Here is an 18,836-nt window from a genome sequence, read left to right as displayed (position 1 = left end):
TGCGGCGCACCGGGCCGCCACTGTTAGGCTCACACCACACTAAATGTCTTCGACGAAAATGTCGAAACTTTCGAGAGGTGTTCAACGATGAACAAGCACAGCATGAAGAAGCTGCTGACCGTCGGGGCGGCGACAGCAATCGCCCTTGGCGGTCTGTCAGCGTGTGGCTCCGACAGTGGAGCAACAGAAGGTGGCGACGTCACCATGACGTTCTGGCACAACTCGACGACGGGCGCCGGCAAGGCGCACTGGGAGAAGACGGTCGCAGCGTTCGAGGAGGCGAACCCTGGCGTTACGATCGACATCCAGTCCATCCAGAACGAGGAGATGGACGGAAAGCTCCAGACGGCGCTGAACTCCGGCGATGCACCCGACATCTTCATGGCGCGCGGTGGCGGCAAGCTTGCGGATGTCGTCGCGGCCGGACAGGCCATGGACATCACGGATTCCATCGACGACGCCACCAGGGCTGCTGTGCCCGAAAGTGTGTTGGACGCTTTCGCGGTCGACGGCAAGATCTACGGAATGCCGACCGCCTTGCTGCCTGGTGGCATCTACTACAGCGAAGACCTCTTCGCCGAAGCGGGCATCGAGGGGACACCGACGACCATCGACGAGCTCGGTTCTGCCGTCGACAAGCTCAAGGGTGCAGGAATCGACCCCATCGCCGTCGGCGCGAAGGATGCCTGGCCTGCAGCGCACTGGTACTACTTCTTCGCGGTTCGCGCCTGCTCGCAGGACGTTCTCAACACGGCCGCCGAAACCATGGAGTTCGACGATCCGTGCTGGCTGGAAGCCGGCAACAACCTGCAGGAATTCGTCGACACGGAGCCGTTCAACAACGGATTCCTCACCACCTCGGCGCAGCAGGGTGCAGGTAGCTCGGCCGGACTCCTCGCCAACAAGAAGGCATCCATGGAGCTCATGGGGGCGTGGAATCCAGGTGTCATCGCTTCGCTGACTCCTGACGAGAAGCCTCTGGCGGACCTGGGCTGGTTCCCGTTCCCCGAGGTCGACGGCGGCGAGGGTGAGCCTGGCGCCATGATGGGCGGCGTCGACGGATTCACTTGCTCCGCTCAGGCCCCGAAGGAAGAGTGCGCCGCGTTCCTGAACTTCTTCATGCAGCAGGAGCACCAGGAAGGCTACGCGGAAGCGTTCCAGACGATCCCCGCCAACCAGGACGCCCAGGCAGCTGTGACCGACCCGGCGCTCCAGTCGATCCTCGAAGCGTACAACGACGCACCGTACGTCACGGTGTGGCTCGACACCCTGTTCGGGCAGAACGTCGGAAACGCGCTGAACAAGGGTGCCGTCGATCTGTTCGCCGGTCAGGGCACAGCTGAAGACATCGTCTCCGCTCTGAACGACGCAGCGGCCAAGGGATAGCAGCAGATCATGAGTGAACCTGCAGGGGGTGCTCCGTTGCTGACGGACCAGCAGCCGCCGCGGGGCACGGTTACGGCAGGGGATGGCGCTCGCGCGGCGTCCCCTGCCGCGCCGCGGCCCAGACGGCGTGCAACGGACTGGCGCAAGCGCCTCGAAATCACGCTTCTGGCCGGGCCGGCGATCCTCGTTTTCGTCAGCTTCGTGATCTTCCCGGTCGTCCTCGCTGGCTACTACGGTTTCTTCCGCTGGAAGGGCTTCGGGCCAGCTACCGACTTCGTCGGTTTCGAAAACTACATGATCATTCTTCAGGACAGCGCGTTCCACGACGTGCTGCGCCACAACGGGTTCATCCTGGTGCTCTCCCTAGTCCTCCAGGGGCCCATCGCGATCGTCCTCGCGCTCTTGCTCAACCAGAAAATCCGTGGCCGCTCGCTCATCCGCGTGCTCATCTTCGTCCCGTACATCATCTCCGAGGTCATCGTCGGGATCGGCTGGGGTCTCATGCTGCAGACATCCGGTTCCGTCAATGGGCTGCTCGACAGCATCGGGTTGGGAGCTTTCCAGAAAGACTGGCTCTCCGATCCGAGTATCGCCATCTGGTCCCTGATGGTGATCATCTCGTGGAAGTACATCGGCTTCGCCGTCATCCTTTTTCTCGCCGGATTGCAGAGCATCCCGGACGAATTGTTCGAGGCGGCCGCGATCGACGGCGCCAGCTACTGGCAGATCCAGCGCACCATCACGCTGCCGCTCCTCGGGCCGACCGTGCGGATCTGGGCGTTCCTGTCGATCATCGGCTCGCTGCAGTTGTTCGACCTGGTCTTCATCATCTGGGGCCAGTACGTCGCCTCGACTGCCGGGACCTCGACCATGGCCACCTACATGGTCGCCAACGGGCGCACGTCGGGCAACTTCGGCTACGGCAGTGCCGTCGCCGTCATCATGTTCCTGATCTCCCTCGTCATCGCATTGATCTACCAGCGGTTCGTTCTCTCACGCGACACCGCCGGTGCCCTCACAGAAGGAAAGAAGTGATGGCTGTTCTCGAAGCTCCCACGCGCCTGCACAAGAAGCGTCCACCGAGTGACCGCCAGGAGTGGGGCAGCCCGGCGACCTACTTCATCGCCTTTGTCTTCATCGCACTCTGTCTCGGACCCGTCATCTACATCATCCTCGGTGGGTTCCGCGACAACTCGCAGATCACCAATTCGCCCGCGGGATTCCCGAACCCCTGGAATTTCGACAACTACGCTGAGGTGCTCGCGAGCCCGACCTTCTGGCAGCAGGTCGGCAACTCGGCGATTGCCGGGATCGCTACGACCATCGGTGTGGTGGTGCTCGGCCTGATGGCGAGCTTCATCCTCGCGCGGTACAGGTTTGCCGGCCGCGGAGCGATGTATTCACTGTTCGCCGCCGGGCTCATGTTCCCGATGACCGTGGCCATCACGCCGCTCTACATCCTCGTCAGGGACCTCGGGCTGATGAACAGCCTGGCCGGCGTGATTCTCCCGCAGATCGCCTTCGGCTTGCCGGTGACGATCATCATCCTGGTGCCGTTCCTCAAGGCCATCCCCGATGAGATCGAAGAGGCGGCGTCGATCGACGGCACCAGCCGGCTGGGCTTCTTCTTCCGGATGGTCGTTCCTCTGTCGCTGCCGGGCGTGGTGACGACGGGCATCCTTGCTTTCGTGGCGAGCTGGAACAGCTATCTTCTGCCGCTGTTCATCCTCGGTGACCAGGCGACGTACACCCTGCCGCTCGGCGTCCAGGCGTTCGCTTCGCAGTATTCGGTGGACACGGCGAAGGTACTCGCCTTCACCTCACTGTCCATGATTCCGGCACTGATATTTTTCACGCTGTTCGAGCGTCGCATCGTCGGCGGACTCACCGGCGCCGTCAAAGGTTAGGACTTCCCTTGAGCACCACGACATCCACGACGACCACGCCGGCATGGCACGACGTGACCGCATCCGCTTCCGACCGCGTCGAAGCACTCCTCACCGAGCTCACGCTCGAAGAGAAAATCGCCCAGCTGTTCGGCGTCTGGGTCGGCGCGTCCAATGAGGGCGGGGACGTAGCGCCGCATCAGAACGACATGGACGACGTCGTCGACCTCGATGCGCTCCTGCCGAACGGGCTCGGCCAGTTGACTCGGCCGTTCGGCTCGGCTCCGGTCGACCCGGCGCTCGGGGCGCTGTCCCTCCTCCGCAGCCAGCGCCGGATCGCGGCATCCAACCGGTTCGGCATCCCGGCTGTTGCGCATGAGGAGTGCCTTGCCGGCTTCGCCACCTGGGGGGCGACCGCCTATCCGGTGCCTCTCGCCTGGGGGGCCTCGTTCAATCCGGGGCTCATCGAGCGGATGTCACACCGCATCGGGTCCGACATGCGCTCGGTCGGCATCCACCAGGGCCTTGCCCCGGTGCTCGACGTCGTGCGGGATGCCCGCTGGGGTCGCGTCGAAGAGACCATCGGTGAGGACCCGTATCTCATCGGCACCATCGGAACGGCGTACGTCCGTGGCCTCGAGTCCGCAGGAATCGTCGCAACCCTCAAGCACTTCGTCGGATACTCGGCGTCGAAAGCCGGGCGTAACCTCGCGCCGGTCTCGGTCGGTCCGCGTGAACTCGCCGACGTGCTGCTCGTCCCGTTCGAAATGGTCATGCGGGAAGGCAAGCCGCGTTCGGTCATGCACTCCTATACCGACATCGACGGCGTGCCATCGGCGGCTGACGAGTCGCTGCTCACCGGAGTCCTGCGTGACACCTGGGGCTTCGACGGCACCGTCGTGGCCGACTACTTCGGGATCGCCTTCCTGAAACTGCTTCACGGCGTCGCGGGTTCGTGGGGCGAGGCCGCTGCTCTCGCGCTCACTGCGGGCGTGGACGTCGAACTGCCGACCGTGAAGACCTTCGGTGCGCCGCTGGCTGAAGCCGTCCGGTCGGGCGACCTGCCCGAGGCGGTCATCGATCGTGCCCTCCGGCGTGTGCTGCGCCAGAAGATCGAACTCGGACTGCTCGATCCTGACTGGGATGCCACGCCCGAAGCGTTACGGGACGTCGACGTGGACAACGCGGAGGGCATCCGCGGCACCATCGACCTGGACAACGCCGGCAATCGGGCGGTCGCCCGCGAGATCGCCGAACAGTCCATCGTGCTCGTGAGCAACGACGGGACCCTTCCGCTCGCCGCCCCGCGCCGGATTGCTGTCGTCGGACCGACGACCGACGACCCCTTCGCCGTTCTCGGCTGCTACTCGTTCCCTGCGCATGTCGGCGTGCAGCATCCTGACACACCCCTCGGTATCAAGCTGCCTACCCTGCTGGACAGCCTCCGCATCGAGTTTCCCGAAGCCGACATCGAATACGTGCCGGGCACGACGATCGACGGAGGAGAAACGGCCGGGATCCCCGCAGCGGTGGATGCCGCAACGCGGGCGGACGTCGTCATCGTCGCCCTCGGCGACCGGGCCGGGCTTTTCGGCCGCGGCACGAGCGGCGAGGGCTGCGACGTCGAGTCGCTCCGCCTGCCCGGTGCCCAACAGGACCTTCTCGACGCCGTCCTGGCAACATCGACTCCTGCCGTCGTCACCCTGCTCGCTGGACGACCGTACGCGCTGGGATCCGCTGCCACACGCGCCGGCGCCATCGTGCAGGCGTTCTTCGCAGGAGAAGAAGGAACCGCCGCACTCGCCGGCATCCTCTCCGGCCGGGTCAATCCGAGCGGACGCCTGCCTGTCAGCATCCCGGCCTCAGAGGGAACGCAGCCGTCCACATACCTGGCCGCTCCCCTGGCGCGCTCCAACGAGGTGTCGAGCATCGACCCGACCGCGGTCTTCGCGTTCGGGCACGGGATCGGGTACACGACCTTCGACTGGAGCGCCGGCCAGCACGGGCCGGATACGGTCGGAGTCGACGGCACGGCGACCCTCGGCCTCCGCCTCCGCAACACGGGGGACCGTTCTGGGACGGAAATCGTCCAGATCTACGTCCACGATCCGGTCGCGTCAGTGGTGCGCCCGGTGCAGCGTCTGGTCGGTTTTCAGCGCGTTGACCTGAAGCCGGGCGAATCCGTCGAACTCTCGATACACGTTCCCGCAGACGTCACCGGCTTCACCGGCCGAAACGGCGAGCGGGTCGTCGAACCGGGAGAGATCGTCCTCGGCCTCGGAGCGTCGAGCACCGACATACGGATCACCCACTCGGTGCAGCTCTCCGGTGAAGCCCGCGTCGTGGGCTTCGACCGGGCCTTCCACCCGACCTTCAACGAGATCGCACGGAGCGCCTCGTGAGTGTCGATCACCGCCGGGTGACCGCGCAGGTCACCGTGCTGGACGCCGTCGGCAACCCGGTGCGCAACGCGGATGTCACTGTCGAACAGCAACGCCACGACTTCGCCTTCGGCAACATCGGTTTCGACTTCATTCCGCTCGCCAATGGGGAGACCGAGCAGGATGCCGCGGCGGAGCCCGTTTTCGGCGGGGCCGGGCTCGCCGGCCTGGCGGAGCTCGAGACGATGTGGCTCGACCTCTTCAACACCGCGACCCTTCCCTTCTACTGGCGAGGATTCGAGCCGACCCGCGGCAAGCCCGACACCCGAAGACTTCTCCGGACCGCCTCGTGGTTCGCTGAGCACGGCGTGACGGTGAAGGGGCATCCGCTCACCTGGCACACGCTCGCGCCAGAGTGGCTCACCGGTCTCCCGGTGGCGGAGATCGAGCGGCTGCAACGCGAGAGGATCCGACGCGAGGTGACCGACTTCTCCGGGGTCATCGACACGTGGGACGCCATCAACGAAGTCGTCATCATGCCCGTGTTCACTGCAGAGGACAACGGAATCACCCGGCTTGCGCAGAGCATCGGTCGCGTGCCCATGATTCAGCTCGCGTTCGAGGAAGCTCGCGCCTCGAATCCTTCGGCGACCCTCGTCCTGAACGACTTCGACCTGTCGAGCGACTACGAAGCTCTGATCGAGCGCGTGCTTGAAGCGGGGATCGCCGTGGACGCGATCGGCCTGCAGACGCACATGCATCAGGGGTACTGGGGAGAAGAGACCATGCTCGCGATGGTCGACCGATTCGCCCGCTTCGGCCTGCCCCTCCATCTGACCGAGACGACTCTGCTGTCGGGGGACCTCATGCCGCCGGAGATCGTCGACCTCAACGACTATCAGATCCCATCGTGGCCATCGACACCCGAGGGAGAGGCCAGGCAAGCGGACGAGATCGTCCGCCACTATCGCTCACTCGTGGGCCACCCGGCCGTGCAGGCCATCACGTACTGGGGGTTCACCGACGACGGAGCGTGGCTCGGCGCGCCGGGCGGGTTCGTTCGTGCCGACGGCACGCCGAAACCCTCGTTTCACGCACTACGGTCACTGATCAAGGGCGAATGGTGGCTGCCGCGAACGTCGATGCGCACGGATGGTGACGCACGCTTGTCGATCACGGGTTTCCTCGGTGATTACGTGATCCAGCGCGACGGGCAGAGTGCGCCGGTCTCGCTCGCGCGGGGGCGTGACACGGACACCGTCCGATTCCGCTGACTCTGGCGTGATCGCGCCGACCAGCTTCCCGCTTCACCTCAAGATCAAGGCACCCGGGCCGGGAGCCGTGCCTTTACCGCGCTCCGTGGCTCCGAGGAACAAGCTCTCTCGTACGTAACTATGGACAGGATGATGTTGTGACCAATGCCCGTATTGTCATCGAGCGTTCGGCGGTCGTTGCACCCCTGAATCGTAGGATTTTCGGTTCGTTCGTAGAGCACCTCGGCCGGTGTGTGTACGGCGGGATTCACGAGCCGGATCATCCCACCGCCAACGAGGACGGCTTCCGGCTCGACGTGGTCGAGTTGGTCAAAGAGCTCGGCTCGACGACGATCCGCTACCCGGGCGGCAACTTCGTCTCCGGCTACCGGTGGGAAGACGGTGTGGGCCCACGCGATCAACGCCCGGTACGCCGTGACCTCGCCTGGCATGCTCTGGAGTCGAACCAGGTGGGCATCGACGAGTTTGCTCGCTGGTGCAAACTCACCGGATCCGAGTTGATGATGGCCGTGAACCTCGGGACCCGCGGGATCGACAGCGCCCTCGACCTCCTGGAGTACGCCAACCACCCATCAGGAACGGCACTGAGCGACCAGCGGGTCGCCAACGGCGCTGTAGAGCCCTACGACATCCGCATGTGGTGTCTCGGGAACGAGATGGACGGCCCCTGGCAGACCGGATACATGAGCGCCGACGCTTACGGTCAGATCGCTGCCCGCACCGCACAGGCCATGAAAGCGGCGGACAAGACCCTGGAACTCGTAGCCTGTGGATCCTCCGGCTCCTCGATGCCCACCTTTGGCGACTGGGAGCGCATCGTGCTCGAACACGCCTATGAACACGTGGACTACATCTCCTGCCACGCGTACTACCAAGAGCGCGGCGGCGACCTCGATTCCTACCTCGCCTCGTCATTGAACATGGAGTACTTCATCCAGGCCGTCGTCGCCGCCGCCGATCACGTCAAACACAAACTGCGCAGCGACAAGACCATCAACCTGTCCTTCGACGAGTGGAACATCTGGTACCTCGACGAGCACCAAGCCTCCGGCGAGGTCAACGACCAGTGGACTTTTGCGCCCCGCCAACTCGAGGACGTCTATTCCGTCGCCGACGCCGTAGTGCTCGGCAACCTCATGATCACCCTGCTCAAGAACCACGACAGAGTCGCGTCTGCGTCCCTGGCGCAACTCGTCAACGTCATCGCGCCGATCATGACCGAACCAGGTGGTGCAGCATGGCGTCAGAGCACCTTCTTCCCCTTCTCGGTCACCGCACGCCTAGCCCGAGGCGACATCCTTCGCCCAACCATCGAGGTGGACACCTACGAGACCCCCGTCTACGGCCGTGCGCCCCTCGTCGACGCCGTGGCAACAATGGACGTAGAGGCCGGCTCGTCGGCGGTGTTCCTCGTGAACCGCAGCCGAACCGAATCCATCGACGTCTCGATCGACGTCGCCGATCTTGATGCCACCACGATCACCGAGGCGCTCACCCTGCACGATGACGACGTCTACGCGAAGAATACGTTCGAGGACCAGAACCGGGTGGGCCTCAAAGCACTCGACGGCGTCTCGGTCGACGAAGGGACACTCACCGTGACGCTGCCACCCGTGTCATGGTCAGCTATCAGCCTCACCTAGCCTCGATGTTTCACGAGGCGGTTCCGGTGGTGTGATCAGGGCTTGCCATCCGCCCGATATGGCTGATTCCGGCAGGCATATCGCGGGAATGATCTGCCGACATTGGTTTGTGAACGAAAGGAACCACCAGTCTCATGACGTCCACGTCGCAACCCGCCCTGCGGGTCGGAATGATCGGCTATGCCTTCATGGGCGCGATGCACTCCCATGCCTGGCGCACCGCGCCGCGCTTCTTCGACCTCCCGCTGCGGCCCGAACTCGCCGTCCTCGCCGGGCGGAACCCGAAGGCCGTGACGACCGCCGCCGAGAAGATGGGCTGGCGGGACACCGAGACGGACTGGCGGGCCCTGGTGGAACGCGACGACGTCGACCTGATCGACATCTGCACCCCCGGGGACACGCATGCCGAGATCGCCATCGCGGCGCTGGAAGCCGGCAAGCACGTGCTCTGTGAGAAGCCGCTGGCGAACTCGGTCGAGGAGGCAGAACGCATGGCGGCGGCCGCGAAGGCCGCCGCAGCGAAAGGGGTCTTCGCCATGTGCGGGTTCTCCTACCGGCGCACGCCGGCCCTGACCCTCGCTCGGCGGCTCGTCGAGCAGGGGAGGATCGGGACCATCCGCCACATCCGCGCACAGTACCTCCAGGACTGGCTGTCGGACGAGAATGCACCGATGACCTGGCGCCTGGACAGGAGCAAATCCGGTTCCGGTGCCCTGGGGGACATCGGAGCGCACAGCATCGACGCGGCACAGTACGTCTCCGGCCTGCAGGTCACGGGAGTGTCCGGTCTCCTCAACACCTTCGTCCACGAGCGTCCCCTCGGCGGGACCCTCGTGGGCCTGGGCGGCCAGGGCGCCAGTGACGGGGGAACCGGAACGGTCACGGTCGACGACGCCGCGATCTTCAGCGCGCGCTTCGACTCCGGGGCGATCGGGGTGTTCGAGGCCACGCGCTTCGCGCTCGGCAGGAAGAACTCCATGAGGCTCGAGGTCAACGGCACGCTCGGTTCGCTCGCCTTCGACTTCGAGCACATGAACTCCCTGGAGTTCTACGACGGCACCCAGCCCGCCGAGACCGCGGGCTTCAGCACCATCAACGTCACCGAACCCGTGCACCCCTATACCGGGAATTGGTGGCCAGCCGGTCACGGGCTCGGCTACGAGCACGGGTTCACGCACCAGGTCGTGGACCTGGTGCAGGCAATCGCGGACGGCACCACCCCCTCGCCGTCCTTCGACGAGGCGCTCAGTGTTCAGAAGGTCCTGCACGCCATCGAGCAGAGCGCAGCGAACGACTCGGGGTGGCAGCATGTCTGAGGCCGCCCCGACCGGAATCGCACCGCGTCCCGTCACCCTGTTCACCGGGCAATGGGCCGATTTGCCCTTCGAGGAGGTCGCCCGGCTGCCCGGCGAGTGGGGCTACGACGGCCTCGAGATCGCCTGCTGGGGGGATCACCCGGGGGTCCGCCGTCGGGCCGCCGCCTTCGACGCCGCCTTCTCGGCGCGAAGCGCGAGCACCCATGAAACATCCGACCACGCCATCACGAAAGAGGGACCATGACCAGCAAGGAAGCACTCGTCGTCCGCGGGGGGTGGGACGGCCACCAGCCCGTTGAAGCCACGGACCGTTTCATCCCGTTCCTCCGTGAGAACGGATACGCCGTCCGGGTCGAGGAGGCACCGAAGATCTACGCGGACGCGGACTACATGTCGACCGTGGATGTGATCCTCCAGTGCAACACCATGAACACCATCGAGAAGGACGAATTCGCCGGGCTCCGATCGGCGATCGAGGCCGGGACCGGGCTCGCCGGATGGCACGGCGGGATCGCGGACTCCTACCGCAACGAGTCCGACTACCTCCACCTGATCGGCGGGCAGTTCGCGTGCCACCCGGGCAAGCACCCCGATGAGCGGGTCGGCGAGCAATCGGACAACTACGTGCCGTACAGAGTGAACATGCTCCCGGCTGCGGCGGACCATCCGATCACGCAGGGGATCGGGGACTTCGACCTCGTCACGGAGCAGTACTGGGTTCTGACGGACGACTACGTCGACGTGCTCGCGACCACGACCCAGGCGGTCCGCGACTGGGACCCGTGGAACCGTCCCGTGACGTCCCCTGCCGTCTGGACCCGTCAGTGGGGCGAGGGGCGCATCTTCGTCTCGACGCCCGGTCACCGCGTCGAGATCCTCGATGATCCGAACGTCCGAACCATCATCGAAAGGGGTTTGCTGTGGGCGAGCCGTTGAACGTCGGAATAGTCGGCTGCGGAGCGATCGTGGCCCAGTACCTGAAGACCCTGCCGCCGCTGGAATCGGTGAATCTGAGGGCGGTCGCGGACCTGGACTTCAGCCGAGCGGAAGCCGTCGCCGCATCCCAGGAGGGCGTGCGCGCACTGACCGTGGACGAACTTCTGGCCGACCCCGGCATCGACACGGTCCTGAACCTCACGATCCCTGCCGCGCACGCCGAGGTGGCCAAGCGTGCGATCGCGGCGGGCAAGCATGTCTACGGTGAGAAACCCCTCGCGGCCACCACGAGCGAGGCGCAGGAGGTGCTCGCCCTGGCGGACGAGGCCGGCGTCCGCGTCGGGTGCGCACCGGACACCGTTCTGGGGACGGGCATCCAGACAGCCCGCGATGCCATCGACAGCGGCCTGATCGGCCGCCCGATCTCGGCGTCTGCCACGATGATGACGCCGGGACACGAACGATGGCACCCCAACCCCGATTTCTACTACGTCCCCGGTGGCGGACCCCTGCTGGACATGGGCCCGTACTACGTCACCGCGCTGGTCACCCTGCTTGGCCCGGTCACGTCCGTCATCGGTGCGGCCAGCCACACCAGGGACGAGCGAACCATCGGGGGTGGGCCCCGTGCGGGTGAGACTGTGCCTGTCTCGATCGACACGCATGTCACCGGAGTCCTCGTCCACGAATCCGGAGCTCTCTCCACCCTGATCATGAGTTTCGACGCCGTGCAGACGAGGGCTTCCAACATCGAGGTGCACGGGGAATCGGCCAGCTTGACGGTTCCTGACCCCAACTATTTCGATGGCGAGGTGTCCATTTGGGGCCTCGAGGACAGGGAGCAGAACACGTGGAAGGTGCTCCCCACCAGTGCAGGCTATATCGGAGCCGGCAGGGGATACGGCCTCGCGGACATGGCTCTAACGCCATCCGGTATGGAACACCGCGCGAACGGGCAACTCGCCTACCACGTGCTCGACGTCATGGAGTCGCTCCTGAAGGCGGCGTCAAGCGGCAGCACCGAATCCGTGGGAAGCACCGCGGAGAGACCCAAGTTGGTGCCACTCAGGTCCCTTACGGAGCTGGCTGCCTCGACCTCCCGCTGAGGCGGCATCAGTAGAGACTGTCTACTGCACGTTCTACGACCGCAGATTCTGAAATCTCGATCCCCTTGCGGCATCACCAAATCTGCTCAGTGAAGGAGGGTTTTCAGAAGACCCACGGATTGCACTACGTCCCCTCCTCCCACGGCCACGCCTGAGATCTCGATAACCCGGTGAGTTCGTCGCGGCGACCTGTCTGGCTTGAGCCCAGGGAGATCATGTCGTCGAGCCGAAAGCGGCGGGATGGATGCTCGCTGACCGCAGGTAGGGCTCGGATGGAGGATCAGATCGGGATGCGTCGGTCTCCCAGGGGCGCTTCGCCTGATGGGATTCCTTCGTGTCCTCGGGGTCGGCTGGGGTCTGTCGATGTCAGTGTTTGGAGCCCGGTGACGCGCAGGAGGTCGAGCCTGGCCTCGTCCGCGCTGCCGGGAGCAGCCGTGTAGACGACGATGCGCAGGTCGCTGCCGGGAGCGGTCAGCACGTCGCAGTCGATCGTGATCGGTCCGACCGGGGTAGTCGTGACTGTCTTGCGGCTCGACCGGTGCTCGGCGATCCGTGCCTCCGCCCAGCGGCGTTCGAACTCGGGGGACTCGGCACGGAGCCGCGACACGAGGTGGGTCAGAGCCCTGTCGCGCGGGTATCGGCCGACCGCGGCGCGGAGGTCCGCTGCCAGGTCACGCGCGAAGTCCTCTTCGTGCTGCTCGTCGAAGTCTGTGCCTGCATGACCCGATGTGAAGTGTCGCCAGACCAGGTTCCTCTCGATCCCGACATATCGGGACGGGTCACCATTGAGCGCGGCCCAGAGCGGGTTCCAGAGCAGGATGTCATGGGTGGCGCTGAAGACGGCCATCGGTACGTCGGAGAGTCGGTCGATGATGCGCTGGACTCCGGGGCCGATGTGCTGGGGGACGACCCCGGCTGAGGGTGGGGCAGCTCCGGCGGCCCGGTAGAGATGATCGCGTTCGTCGTCTGTCAGGCGCAGCGCGTTTGCCAGAGCGCGCAGCAGCTGCGGAGAGGGGTTGCGCGCACGGCCCTGTTCGAGGCGCACGATGTAGTCGACGCTGATCCCGGCCAGGGCGGCGAGCTCCTCGCGGCGGAGGCCGGCGGTGCGTCGACCAGAACCAGCCGGGAAGCCGACATCCACAGGCCCCACCCGCTCCCGCCAGGCTCTGAGGACGCTGGCGAATTCGGTCATGCAGTTCATTGTCCTCTGCGCCGGCATGATCACGGTGGTACTCGCAGTCCCCCTGTCGACGGGTGCCTGGATGAGACAAAACGGGGGACGGACGATGGAGGTATGACAACAGCACTGATTACCGGAGCCAACAAAAGCCTCGGCCTCGAAACTACCCGCCGCCTCATCGAAGCAGGTCATGTCGTTTACGCGGGAATGCGAGACCTCACCCACGGCGACGCGGTCCGCGCCCTTGGCGCCCATCCCGTGCAGCTCGACGTCACCGACCAAGGAAGCGTGGACACCGCCCTCGGTTCCCTGCCGGAACTCGACGTACTGGTGAACAACGCCGGCATCCTCGGAACCTCTTTCGGCGTCGACGACCTCACCCCCGAGGCGATGCAGGCCGTGCTCGACACCAACGTGCTCGGTATCGTCCGCGTCACCCAGGCGGCCCTGCCCCTCCTGCGTAAATCTCAGTATCCCGTCATCGTCAACGTGTCTTCCGGAGTCGGCTGGCCGCGCTTCATCAGTACCGAAGGACACGACGAGTTCCCCGTGCCCACCATCCCGTACGCGGCGTCGAAGGCTGCCGTCATCGCGCTCACCGTGCAGTACGCGAAAAACCTGCCTTCGTTCCGCATCAACGCCAGCGACCCCGGATATACCGCCACCGATTTCAACGGCCACGGTGGCCACCAGACTGTGACCGAGGGAACGGACGCCACGGTGGCCCTCGCCCTCATCGCGGCTGACGGGCCGACCGGTGAGTTCCACAACCGACACGGGCGCATCGGCTACTGACGGTCTGCTCCACGGCCCGGCAGGGCTTCGTGACCAATGAAGGAGCGCCGCGCCAAGCACTGTTCGATCAACCTGGTCACGCCCACAAGACGAGCGCCTCCTACTTGAGCGATACGGAGCCTGTACAGCGGCTCGGTCCCCTTGACTAGGTTGGGTAGATGGACAAGGACACCCGGACTGACCCGCCTACGGCAGCCGGAGAACGGGAAACCCTGACCGGCTTCCTGGATTACTTCCGAGCCACCGTAGTGATGAAGGCCAGTGGCCTCAGCGATGTCGACGGTGTTAAGCGGCTCGTGCCCTCGCTGACAACGGTGTCCGGCCTGGTGCAACACCTGACGGACGTTGAGCAGTTCTGGTTCCAGGACCGAATCGACGGTCAACGCGATGTTCCCACCCGATGGTCCGCCGAGGATCCCGACGGCGAGTTCCGGGTAAGTGAAGCGGACAGCCTGGCGGGCATCATCGACAACTACGAGGCTGCCTGCCGCCAGTCCCGCGAAGTGCTGCAGCGGCATGGGTTGGAGGAGCGCTGCAGCGGTGGAGACGGCGAGCACAGCGTGCGGTGGGTTCTGGTGCACATGATCGAGGAAACGGGCCGGCATTGCGGGCACCTGGACATCCTGCGCGAGCTGCTGGACGGATCCACCGGAGATTAGGCAAGGAATTTCACTGTCCGCCTGCAACGCCTCGAACACACCGGCAGCGTGGGCGCACGAGGATCCCGATGGGAGCCATGCTCCCAGTCTCCGGCGATGAGATCACACGGAGGCTGGCGACACGTACCGGAATGATCACGGTTCCCGCCAGGAGAGGTTCCGGACATCAGCAGGCCGCCCGTCGCCAGTAACGTTGCCAGTGGGGGATGAAGCAGCGCAGTACCTGCCGGGCGAGTCCTTGTTGTCCGACCATCCGCACTGCATCAGGAGCGCCGCACCGTGTCCAAACTACCCGCCGCCGTCACCCTCGCCGCACTCACCGCCTTGCTCGCAGGCTGTGCGGCTACACCTGCCGAAGAACCCGGCGCGGCGCGGGCCTCCGCTGCCCCGACTGCCTCCGTGAGTGCGAGGGCCACGCTTTCTGCAACGCCTACCGCTGCTGCAGACACCGCTCCTTCACCGACGGCATCGCAAACACCGGATGCTATCCGCTCGGAGACCCCGGTCGAGGTGCCGTCCCCTGAGCCGACGGCGGAGGCGCCGGTACAAGTCGCTGCAGCGACGACATGGGAGGCGGCGCCCCGGATCACTGCAGTCCACGGGTCCTCCTTCATCGTTACGAGCACCGGATACCAGCCGGGGCAGAGCGTGCTCATGAGCATGGGTATCTACCAGACCGACTCGACGGAGGTCGACGAGCAGACGGCCGTCGCAGATGGCTCGGGGAGCGTCAGCTACACCGTCAACGTCACGCCGGACATCGCGCCGAACACCTACGGGGTTGTCACCCTCGTCGTACCCGGACAAGGGACGGGGGAGGACATGGAGGCGTCCAAGCGCTTCGCGCTGATCGACGTCGTCGGCTGAATATGACATCGCGGCTCGTGACCGCCGGGACGGCGCTGCCGCTGCACACGCATCGCGATCAGCATGGGATCGATCGCGACTTCCAAAGCTCATGATGCACCACATGGAAGAACCGGATTCCGGCCTTTGAACGGGACACGCCGCCCGCTAGTCCATCGCCGATCGGGACACCCGCCCTGATTTTCGAGAGCCAGTCGAGAGCTCCCGTACGATGCGGAACTATGGATACCTCTTACGCGATCGTCTATTTGGATGTCTCCTCGGGGGAATTGCGCTCATCATCGGCGGCTCGTTGTGGGCAGTACGGCACCCGCGGAAAAAAGGGGAGCCGCTAAGCGCGGAGCGGAAGGCCTGGGTGGTGCTTCCATTGCCTGGATCGACATTCGTTATCGTTGCTGTTCGCAGCGTGACGATGCGGTAGGACGACTGTCGACAGATGAGGACGCTCCAGAGGTCGCCGGTAGACGATCCTTGAGCGGCACTGCGGTGCCTTATTTGCGATCCGGTAGGAGGAACGCGAGCCGCTGTTCCGGGGCCCATAGGTAGGTGTCATCGCAGCAATAGCCTCGCAGCCAGGGTTGCCCGTCCACGACGCGGAGGTAGAACCCCTTGGGGTAGTCGACGTCTTCGCTGACAGGCTCGGACGCGATGTGGATTGCTCCGGTCGGGCCGCGACCTGCGGACAGGATGGAGTCAGGTGCGTTTGCCTGATCCATCATCGCCAACCGGAAGTAGGGGCCGGTCACCAAGGGGCAAAGCTCGAGACCCTGATGCCTCGCGGCGGCAAAGATCCGGGATTGGACGCCACCGTGCTCAAAGCCAAGTTGCCCCACGGTTCGTTCCACGATCCGCAGTATCCGACTCGCGGGGGTGTCGAAGGCGGGATGGGCGAGCAGCGTCTCCGCGTGGGCATTGAGCTGCACGCCCGCATCCTTCAACGACTGCAAGACTTCGGGTCGGGACTGCCCGCCGACCTGAACAGTGAAGGGCTCGATATCCGCGGTGCTCGTCATGAGGCTGATTTTCCGGCACACCCCAGAGGGCCAGCCAGTTGACGACTCGTCGTCGAGACCGAGGCGTTCAATCGACGATCGGACTGCGGACGAAAACTTTGACCTACTCCGCGGAGAGAGATCCTGCGTTCCTGGCAGCATCGTGGGCCCGCAACCCATGCTTCACGCCCAGCCGGACGATCAAGTACAGGATGAAACCGATGACCGCCGGCACCACGACCCACATGATGAAGAGGATGACGAAGAAACCGAATCCATCTACACGCACAACTACCCCCATGGTTGATCATCTAGTCGCTCGAGCGTAACGCCGAAGGCCTTGTCTACGCGGGAAACGACAGCTGAGAGAAGAAACCCGCTGCAGCGTGACGCGTAAACCGATCAGGTTAAGAGCCCAGTCTGCTTTTTCCATATGCGTTGCTGGACCGTCTATCGGGCCCGCGGCGCAGGAAGGGTCAGCCCGGCTCTCCCACTCGTGTCTGCTATTCAGTTGGCAATGCGTCGGAATGTCTGTGAGCTGCTGTTTCAGATCCCGCCTAATGTCACGGGCAATCCGAGTACGTACTGAGCGTGACTCTGCCGCGTTGGAGGCTCGACTTCGATATCTATTCCTGCCGCCGTTGAACCGGGTGTAGCCACCAAGCTACGAATAGCGAGGCCACCACAGCCCTTCGCGCCTATCGGGCGATTCCGCGTCCCACAGCGGACCTGCTAGCCGATCCTCCCCGCCCGTTGCGGCAGGTGGGATGCTGGAGCTTCGTCGATACGAGGGAAAGCTGGGCGCGGATGGCTTCAACAGTGACTTTGATTCGCTCCACCGCGCTATCTGACGTGGCGCAGTACGCCTACGCGGCCACTGCAGCCCCAGATGCTCGACTCATCTTCCTCGCAGGGTCCTGCCCCCTCGACACGGCCGGAGCAACCGTAGGTCACGGTGACTATGCAGCTCAGGCTGCACAGTGCATCAGGAACATGACGACCGCTCTCCAGGACGCTGGAGCCACCATCGAGGACGTGATCAGTACTCGGGTGCTGGTGGCGTCTACTGACCGGCAGCAGCGCTCGGCGCGCACGATCTTCCTCTCCCTGAGTTGACGTCATGCTCGACCCTAGGCTCTCACGTCTTGGCCGGCTGCCCTGCAACCGCTCGGGCACAGGAGGGACGCGTAGGACGACGGTCGATGGGCTTACGGACACGCTTCGAGACCCGTAATGCAGTCCGCTTTTCCGGCCGAGATGCACCGAGTTTGGTCCTCCTCTGGCCAAAGACCGCGGTGTCTCCCAAACTGAGCTATGGACACGACATCACTTCTCGAGATCGAAACCGGTCGTGGGTCGATGACCGCCTATGTGGCGGTGCCGACGACGGAACCACCGTGGCCAGGCGTTGTCGTGATTCACGATTTTACTGGGATGAGCCAGGACCTTCAGGGCCACGCCCGCTGGATGGCTGGGGAAGGGTTCCTGGCGATCGCACCTGACCTCTACTACTGGGGCAGCAGACTGCGTTGCCTGCGCACGATCATGGGAGACCTTGGCCCGCGCCGGGGTCGGTCTTTCGACGACATCGAGGCAGCGCGGCAATGGCTCCGAGATCACGACGGGTGCACAGATGTCGTGGGTGTGGTCGGGTTCTGCATGGGAGGCGGGTACGCCATCGCCTTGGCCGAGGGCCACGGTTTCAGTGCTTCGGCCGTCAACTACGGCGGCTGCCCCTCAGATGCAAGGAACTGGTTGACGCAGGCGTGCCCAGTCGTGGGGAGCTTCGGAGGTGCTGACAGGTCCCCACTGGGCGCGCGCGCCGGTGAGCAGCTGGACGAGCTGCTCACCGAGTTCGAGGTGCCCCACGACGTCAAGATCTACCCGAGGGTGGGTCACGGGTTCATGAATGACCACGCACCCGAGGATCAGACCCTGTTCCTGCGTTTCCTCGCCCGCATCTCCGGCACCAGGTACGACGAGGCCGCCACTGCGGATGCGCGCCGGCGCATCGTTCGGTTCTTCAACACACACCTGCGCCCAGATACATCCTCCTCGGCATGACCATGAGCAGCGGCTGATCCAGCCGCGACATCATCCTGAGCGCGACGGCTGGCCTGGGTGAACCGCCCCGCTCAGGGATCCATACAGGTGCTGGGATTCACGCTCATCTTCTTTCTGGCCGTGGGCGAACTGGTCAAGCCCCTGTTCGGTGCAACCCTGAGCCCGGCCGCCTTCTGGCCAGCAGTCGCGCTGTCAATGCTGTTCCTTGTCCTCGGGACACTTCACCTGAACAACCGCAGTGCGGCAAGTCTTTACGCTGTCGAGTCCTGCCATGAGTTGTGCCCCGCATAGTGGTGTAGCGCGGTTGCCCGGGTCGTCATGGTGATGGACATGGACGCGGCCACCGCGTGA

Annotated in this window: 17 protein-coding genes and 1 pseudogene; 15 read left to right on the top strand and 3 right to left on the bottom strand. The window is 64.7% G+C overall.

Going from position 1 to position 18,836, the window contains the following annotated elements; all coding sequences use genetic code 11:
* Window positions 1–87 precede the first annotated feature (87 nt).
* The 10 genes and pseudogenes from ACX80P_RS11460 (at window position 88) to ACX80P_RS11415 (ending at window position 11,928) form a co-directional block, all read left to right on the top strand.
* Window positions 88–1,386, top strand: a complete 1,299-nt coding sequence (locus ACX80P_RS11460) for an ABC transporter substrate-binding protein (protein ID WP_459278226.1) — start codon at window positions 88–90, stop codon at window positions 1,384–1,386.
* Between the two features lie 9 nt (window positions 1,387–1,395).
* Complete coding sequence (locus tag ACX80P_RS11455) at window positions 1,396–2,421, top strand: carbohydrate ABC transporter permease (protein WP_459278225.1); 1,026 nt, start codon at window positions 1,396–1,398, stop codon at window positions 2,419–2,421.
* Window positions 2,421–3,293, top strand: a complete 873-nt coding sequence (locus ACX80P_RS11450; protein ID WP_459278224.1) for a carbohydrate ABC transporter permease — start codon at window positions 2,421–2,423, stop codon at window positions 3,291–3,293. Before ACX80P_RS11455 ends, ACX80P_RS11450 begins: the two co-directional genes overlap by 1 nt.
* 8 nt (window positions 3,294–3,301) lie before the next feature.
* Window positions 3,302–5,674 carry a beta-xylosidase/alpha-l-arabinosidase gene (locus ACX80P_RS11445; protein WP_459278223.1) on the top strand — a complete coding sequence of 791 codons (2,373 nt, stop codon included), beginning with the start codon at window positions 3,302–3,304 and terminating at the stop codon, window positions 5,672–5,674.
* Window positions 5,671–6,927, top strand: coding sequence for an endo-1,4-beta-xylanase (locus ACX80P_RS11440; RefSeq protein WP_459278222.1), 1,257 nt, complete (start codon window positions 5,671–5,673; stop codon window positions 6,925–6,927). The genes ACX80P_RS11445 and ACX80P_RS11440 overlap by 4 nt, the downstream gene beginning before the upstream one ends.
* A 137-nt stretch (window positions 6,928–7,064) precedes the next feature.
* Window positions 7,065–8,570 carry an arabinosylfuranosidase ArfA gene (gene arfA / locus ACX80P_RS11435; RefSeq protein ID WP_459278221.1) on the top strand — a complete coding sequence of 502 codons (1,506 nt, stop codon included), beginning with the start codon at window positions 7,065–7,067 and terminating at the stop codon, window positions 8,568–8,570.
* A gap of 134 nt (window positions 8,571–8,704) precedes the next feature.
* Complete coding sequence (locus tag ACX80P_RS11430) at window positions 8,705–9,886, top strand: Gfo/Idh/MocA family protein (protein ID WP_459278220.1); 1,182 nt, start codon at window positions 8,705–8,707, stop codon at window positions 9,884–9,886.
* Window positions 9,879–10,040, top strand: a pseudogene (locus ACX80P_RS11425) (sugar phosphate isomerase/epimerase); the annotation flags it as partial. The gene ACX80P_RS11430 and the pseudogene ACX80P_RS11425, both read left to right, overlap by 8 nt.
* Window positions 10,041–10,126: 86 nt before the next feature.
* Window positions 10,127–10,822: a ThuA domain-containing protein gene (locus ACX80P_RS11420; RefSeq protein WP_459278219.1), complete on the top strand. Its 696-nt coding sequence runs from the start codon at window positions 10,127–10,129 to the stop codon at window positions 10,820–10,822.
* Entirely contained in the window at window positions 10,807–11,928 is a 1,122-nt protein-coding gene (locus ACX80P_RS11415) for a Gfo/Idh/MocA family protein (RefSeq protein ID WP_459278218.1), read from the top strand. The genes ACX80P_RS11420 and ACX80P_RS11415 overlap by 16 nt, the downstream gene beginning before the upstream one ends.
* Before the next feature lie 280 nt (window positions 11,929–12,208).
* On the opposite strand, the gene ACX80P_RS11410 is transcribed toward ACX80P_RS11415, so the two are convergent.
* On the bottom strand, window positions 12,209–13,120 hold the full coding sequence (locus tag ACX80P_RS11410; RefSeq protein WP_459278217.1) for a helix-turn-helix domain-containing protein: 912 nt from the start codon (window positions 13,118–13,120) through the stop codon (window positions 12,209–12,211).
* A 102-nt stretch (window positions 13,121–13,222) separates the two neighbouring features.
* On the opposite strand from ACX80P_RS11410, the gene ACX80P_RS11405 reads away from it, so the two are divergent.
* The 3 genes from ACX80P_RS11405 (at window position 13,223) to ACX80P_RS11395 (ending at window position 15,429) form a co-directional block, all read left to right on the top strand.
* Complete coding sequence (locus tag ACX80P_RS11405; protein WP_459278216.1) at window positions 13,223–13,903, top strand: SDR family NAD(P)-dependent oxidoreductase; 681 nt, start codon at window positions 13,223–13,225, stop codon at window positions 13,901–13,903.
* A gap of 158 nt (window positions 13,904–14,061) precedes the next feature.
* Window positions 14,062–14,562: a DinB family protein gene (locus ACX80P_RS11400; RefSeq protein WP_459278215.1), complete on the top strand. Its 501-nt coding sequence runs from the start codon at window positions 14,062–14,064 to the stop codon at window positions 14,560–14,562.
* A 654-nt stretch (window positions 14,563–15,216) separates the two neighbouring features.
* The gene (locus ACX80P_RS11395; RefSeq protein WP_459278214.1) at window positions 15,217–15,429 is read left to right on the top strand and encodes a hypothetical protein; all 213 of its coding nucleotides are present in this window, start codon (window positions 15,217–15,219) and stop codon (window positions 15,427–15,429) included.
* A gap of 491 nt (window positions 15,430–15,920) precedes the next feature.
* On the opposite strand, the gene ACX80P_RS11390 is transcribed toward ACX80P_RS11395, so the two are convergent.
* Together ACX80P_RS11390 and ACX80P_RS11385 are read right to left on the bottom strand one after the other, a co-directional pair.
* The gene (locus ACX80P_RS11390) at window positions 15,921–16,442 is read right to left on the bottom strand and encodes a hypothetical protein (RefSeq protein WP_459278213.1); all 522 of its coding nucleotides are present in this window, start codon (window positions 16,440–16,442) and stop codon (window positions 15,921–15,923) included.
* 103 nt (window positions 16,443–16,545) lie between these two features.
* Window positions 16,546–16,722 carry a hypothetical protein gene (locus ACX80P_RS11385; protein WP_459278212.1) on the bottom strand — a complete coding sequence of 59 codons (177 nt, stop codon included), beginning with the start codon at window positions 16,720–16,722 and terminating at the stop codon, window positions 16,546–16,548.
* 506 nt (window positions 16,723–17,228) lie between these two features.
* Between ACX80P_RS11385 and ACX80P_RS11380 the strand changes: the two genes are divergently transcribed.
* Both ACX80P_RS11380 and ACX80P_RS11375 read left to right on the top strand, forming a co-directional pair.
* Window positions 17,229–17,537: a RidA family protein gene (locus ACX80P_RS11380; RefSeq protein ID WP_459278211.1), complete on the top strand. Its 309-nt coding sequence runs from the start codon at window positions 17,229–17,231 to the stop codon at window positions 17,535–17,537.
* Between the two features lie 198 nt (window positions 17,538–17,735).
* Window positions 17,736–18,485, top strand: coding sequence for a dienelactone hydrolase family protein (locus tag ACX80P_RS11375; protein ID WP_459278210.1), 750 nt, complete (start codon window positions 17,736–17,738; stop codon window positions 18,483–18,485).
* The last annotated feature ends 351 nt before the right edge of the window (window positions 18,486–18,836 follow it).

The organism is Arthrobacter arabinosi, from assembly GCF_054511115.1.
Note: the sequence above shows the minus strand (reverse complement) of the source record. Positions and strands in the feature narration are given on the sequence as shown.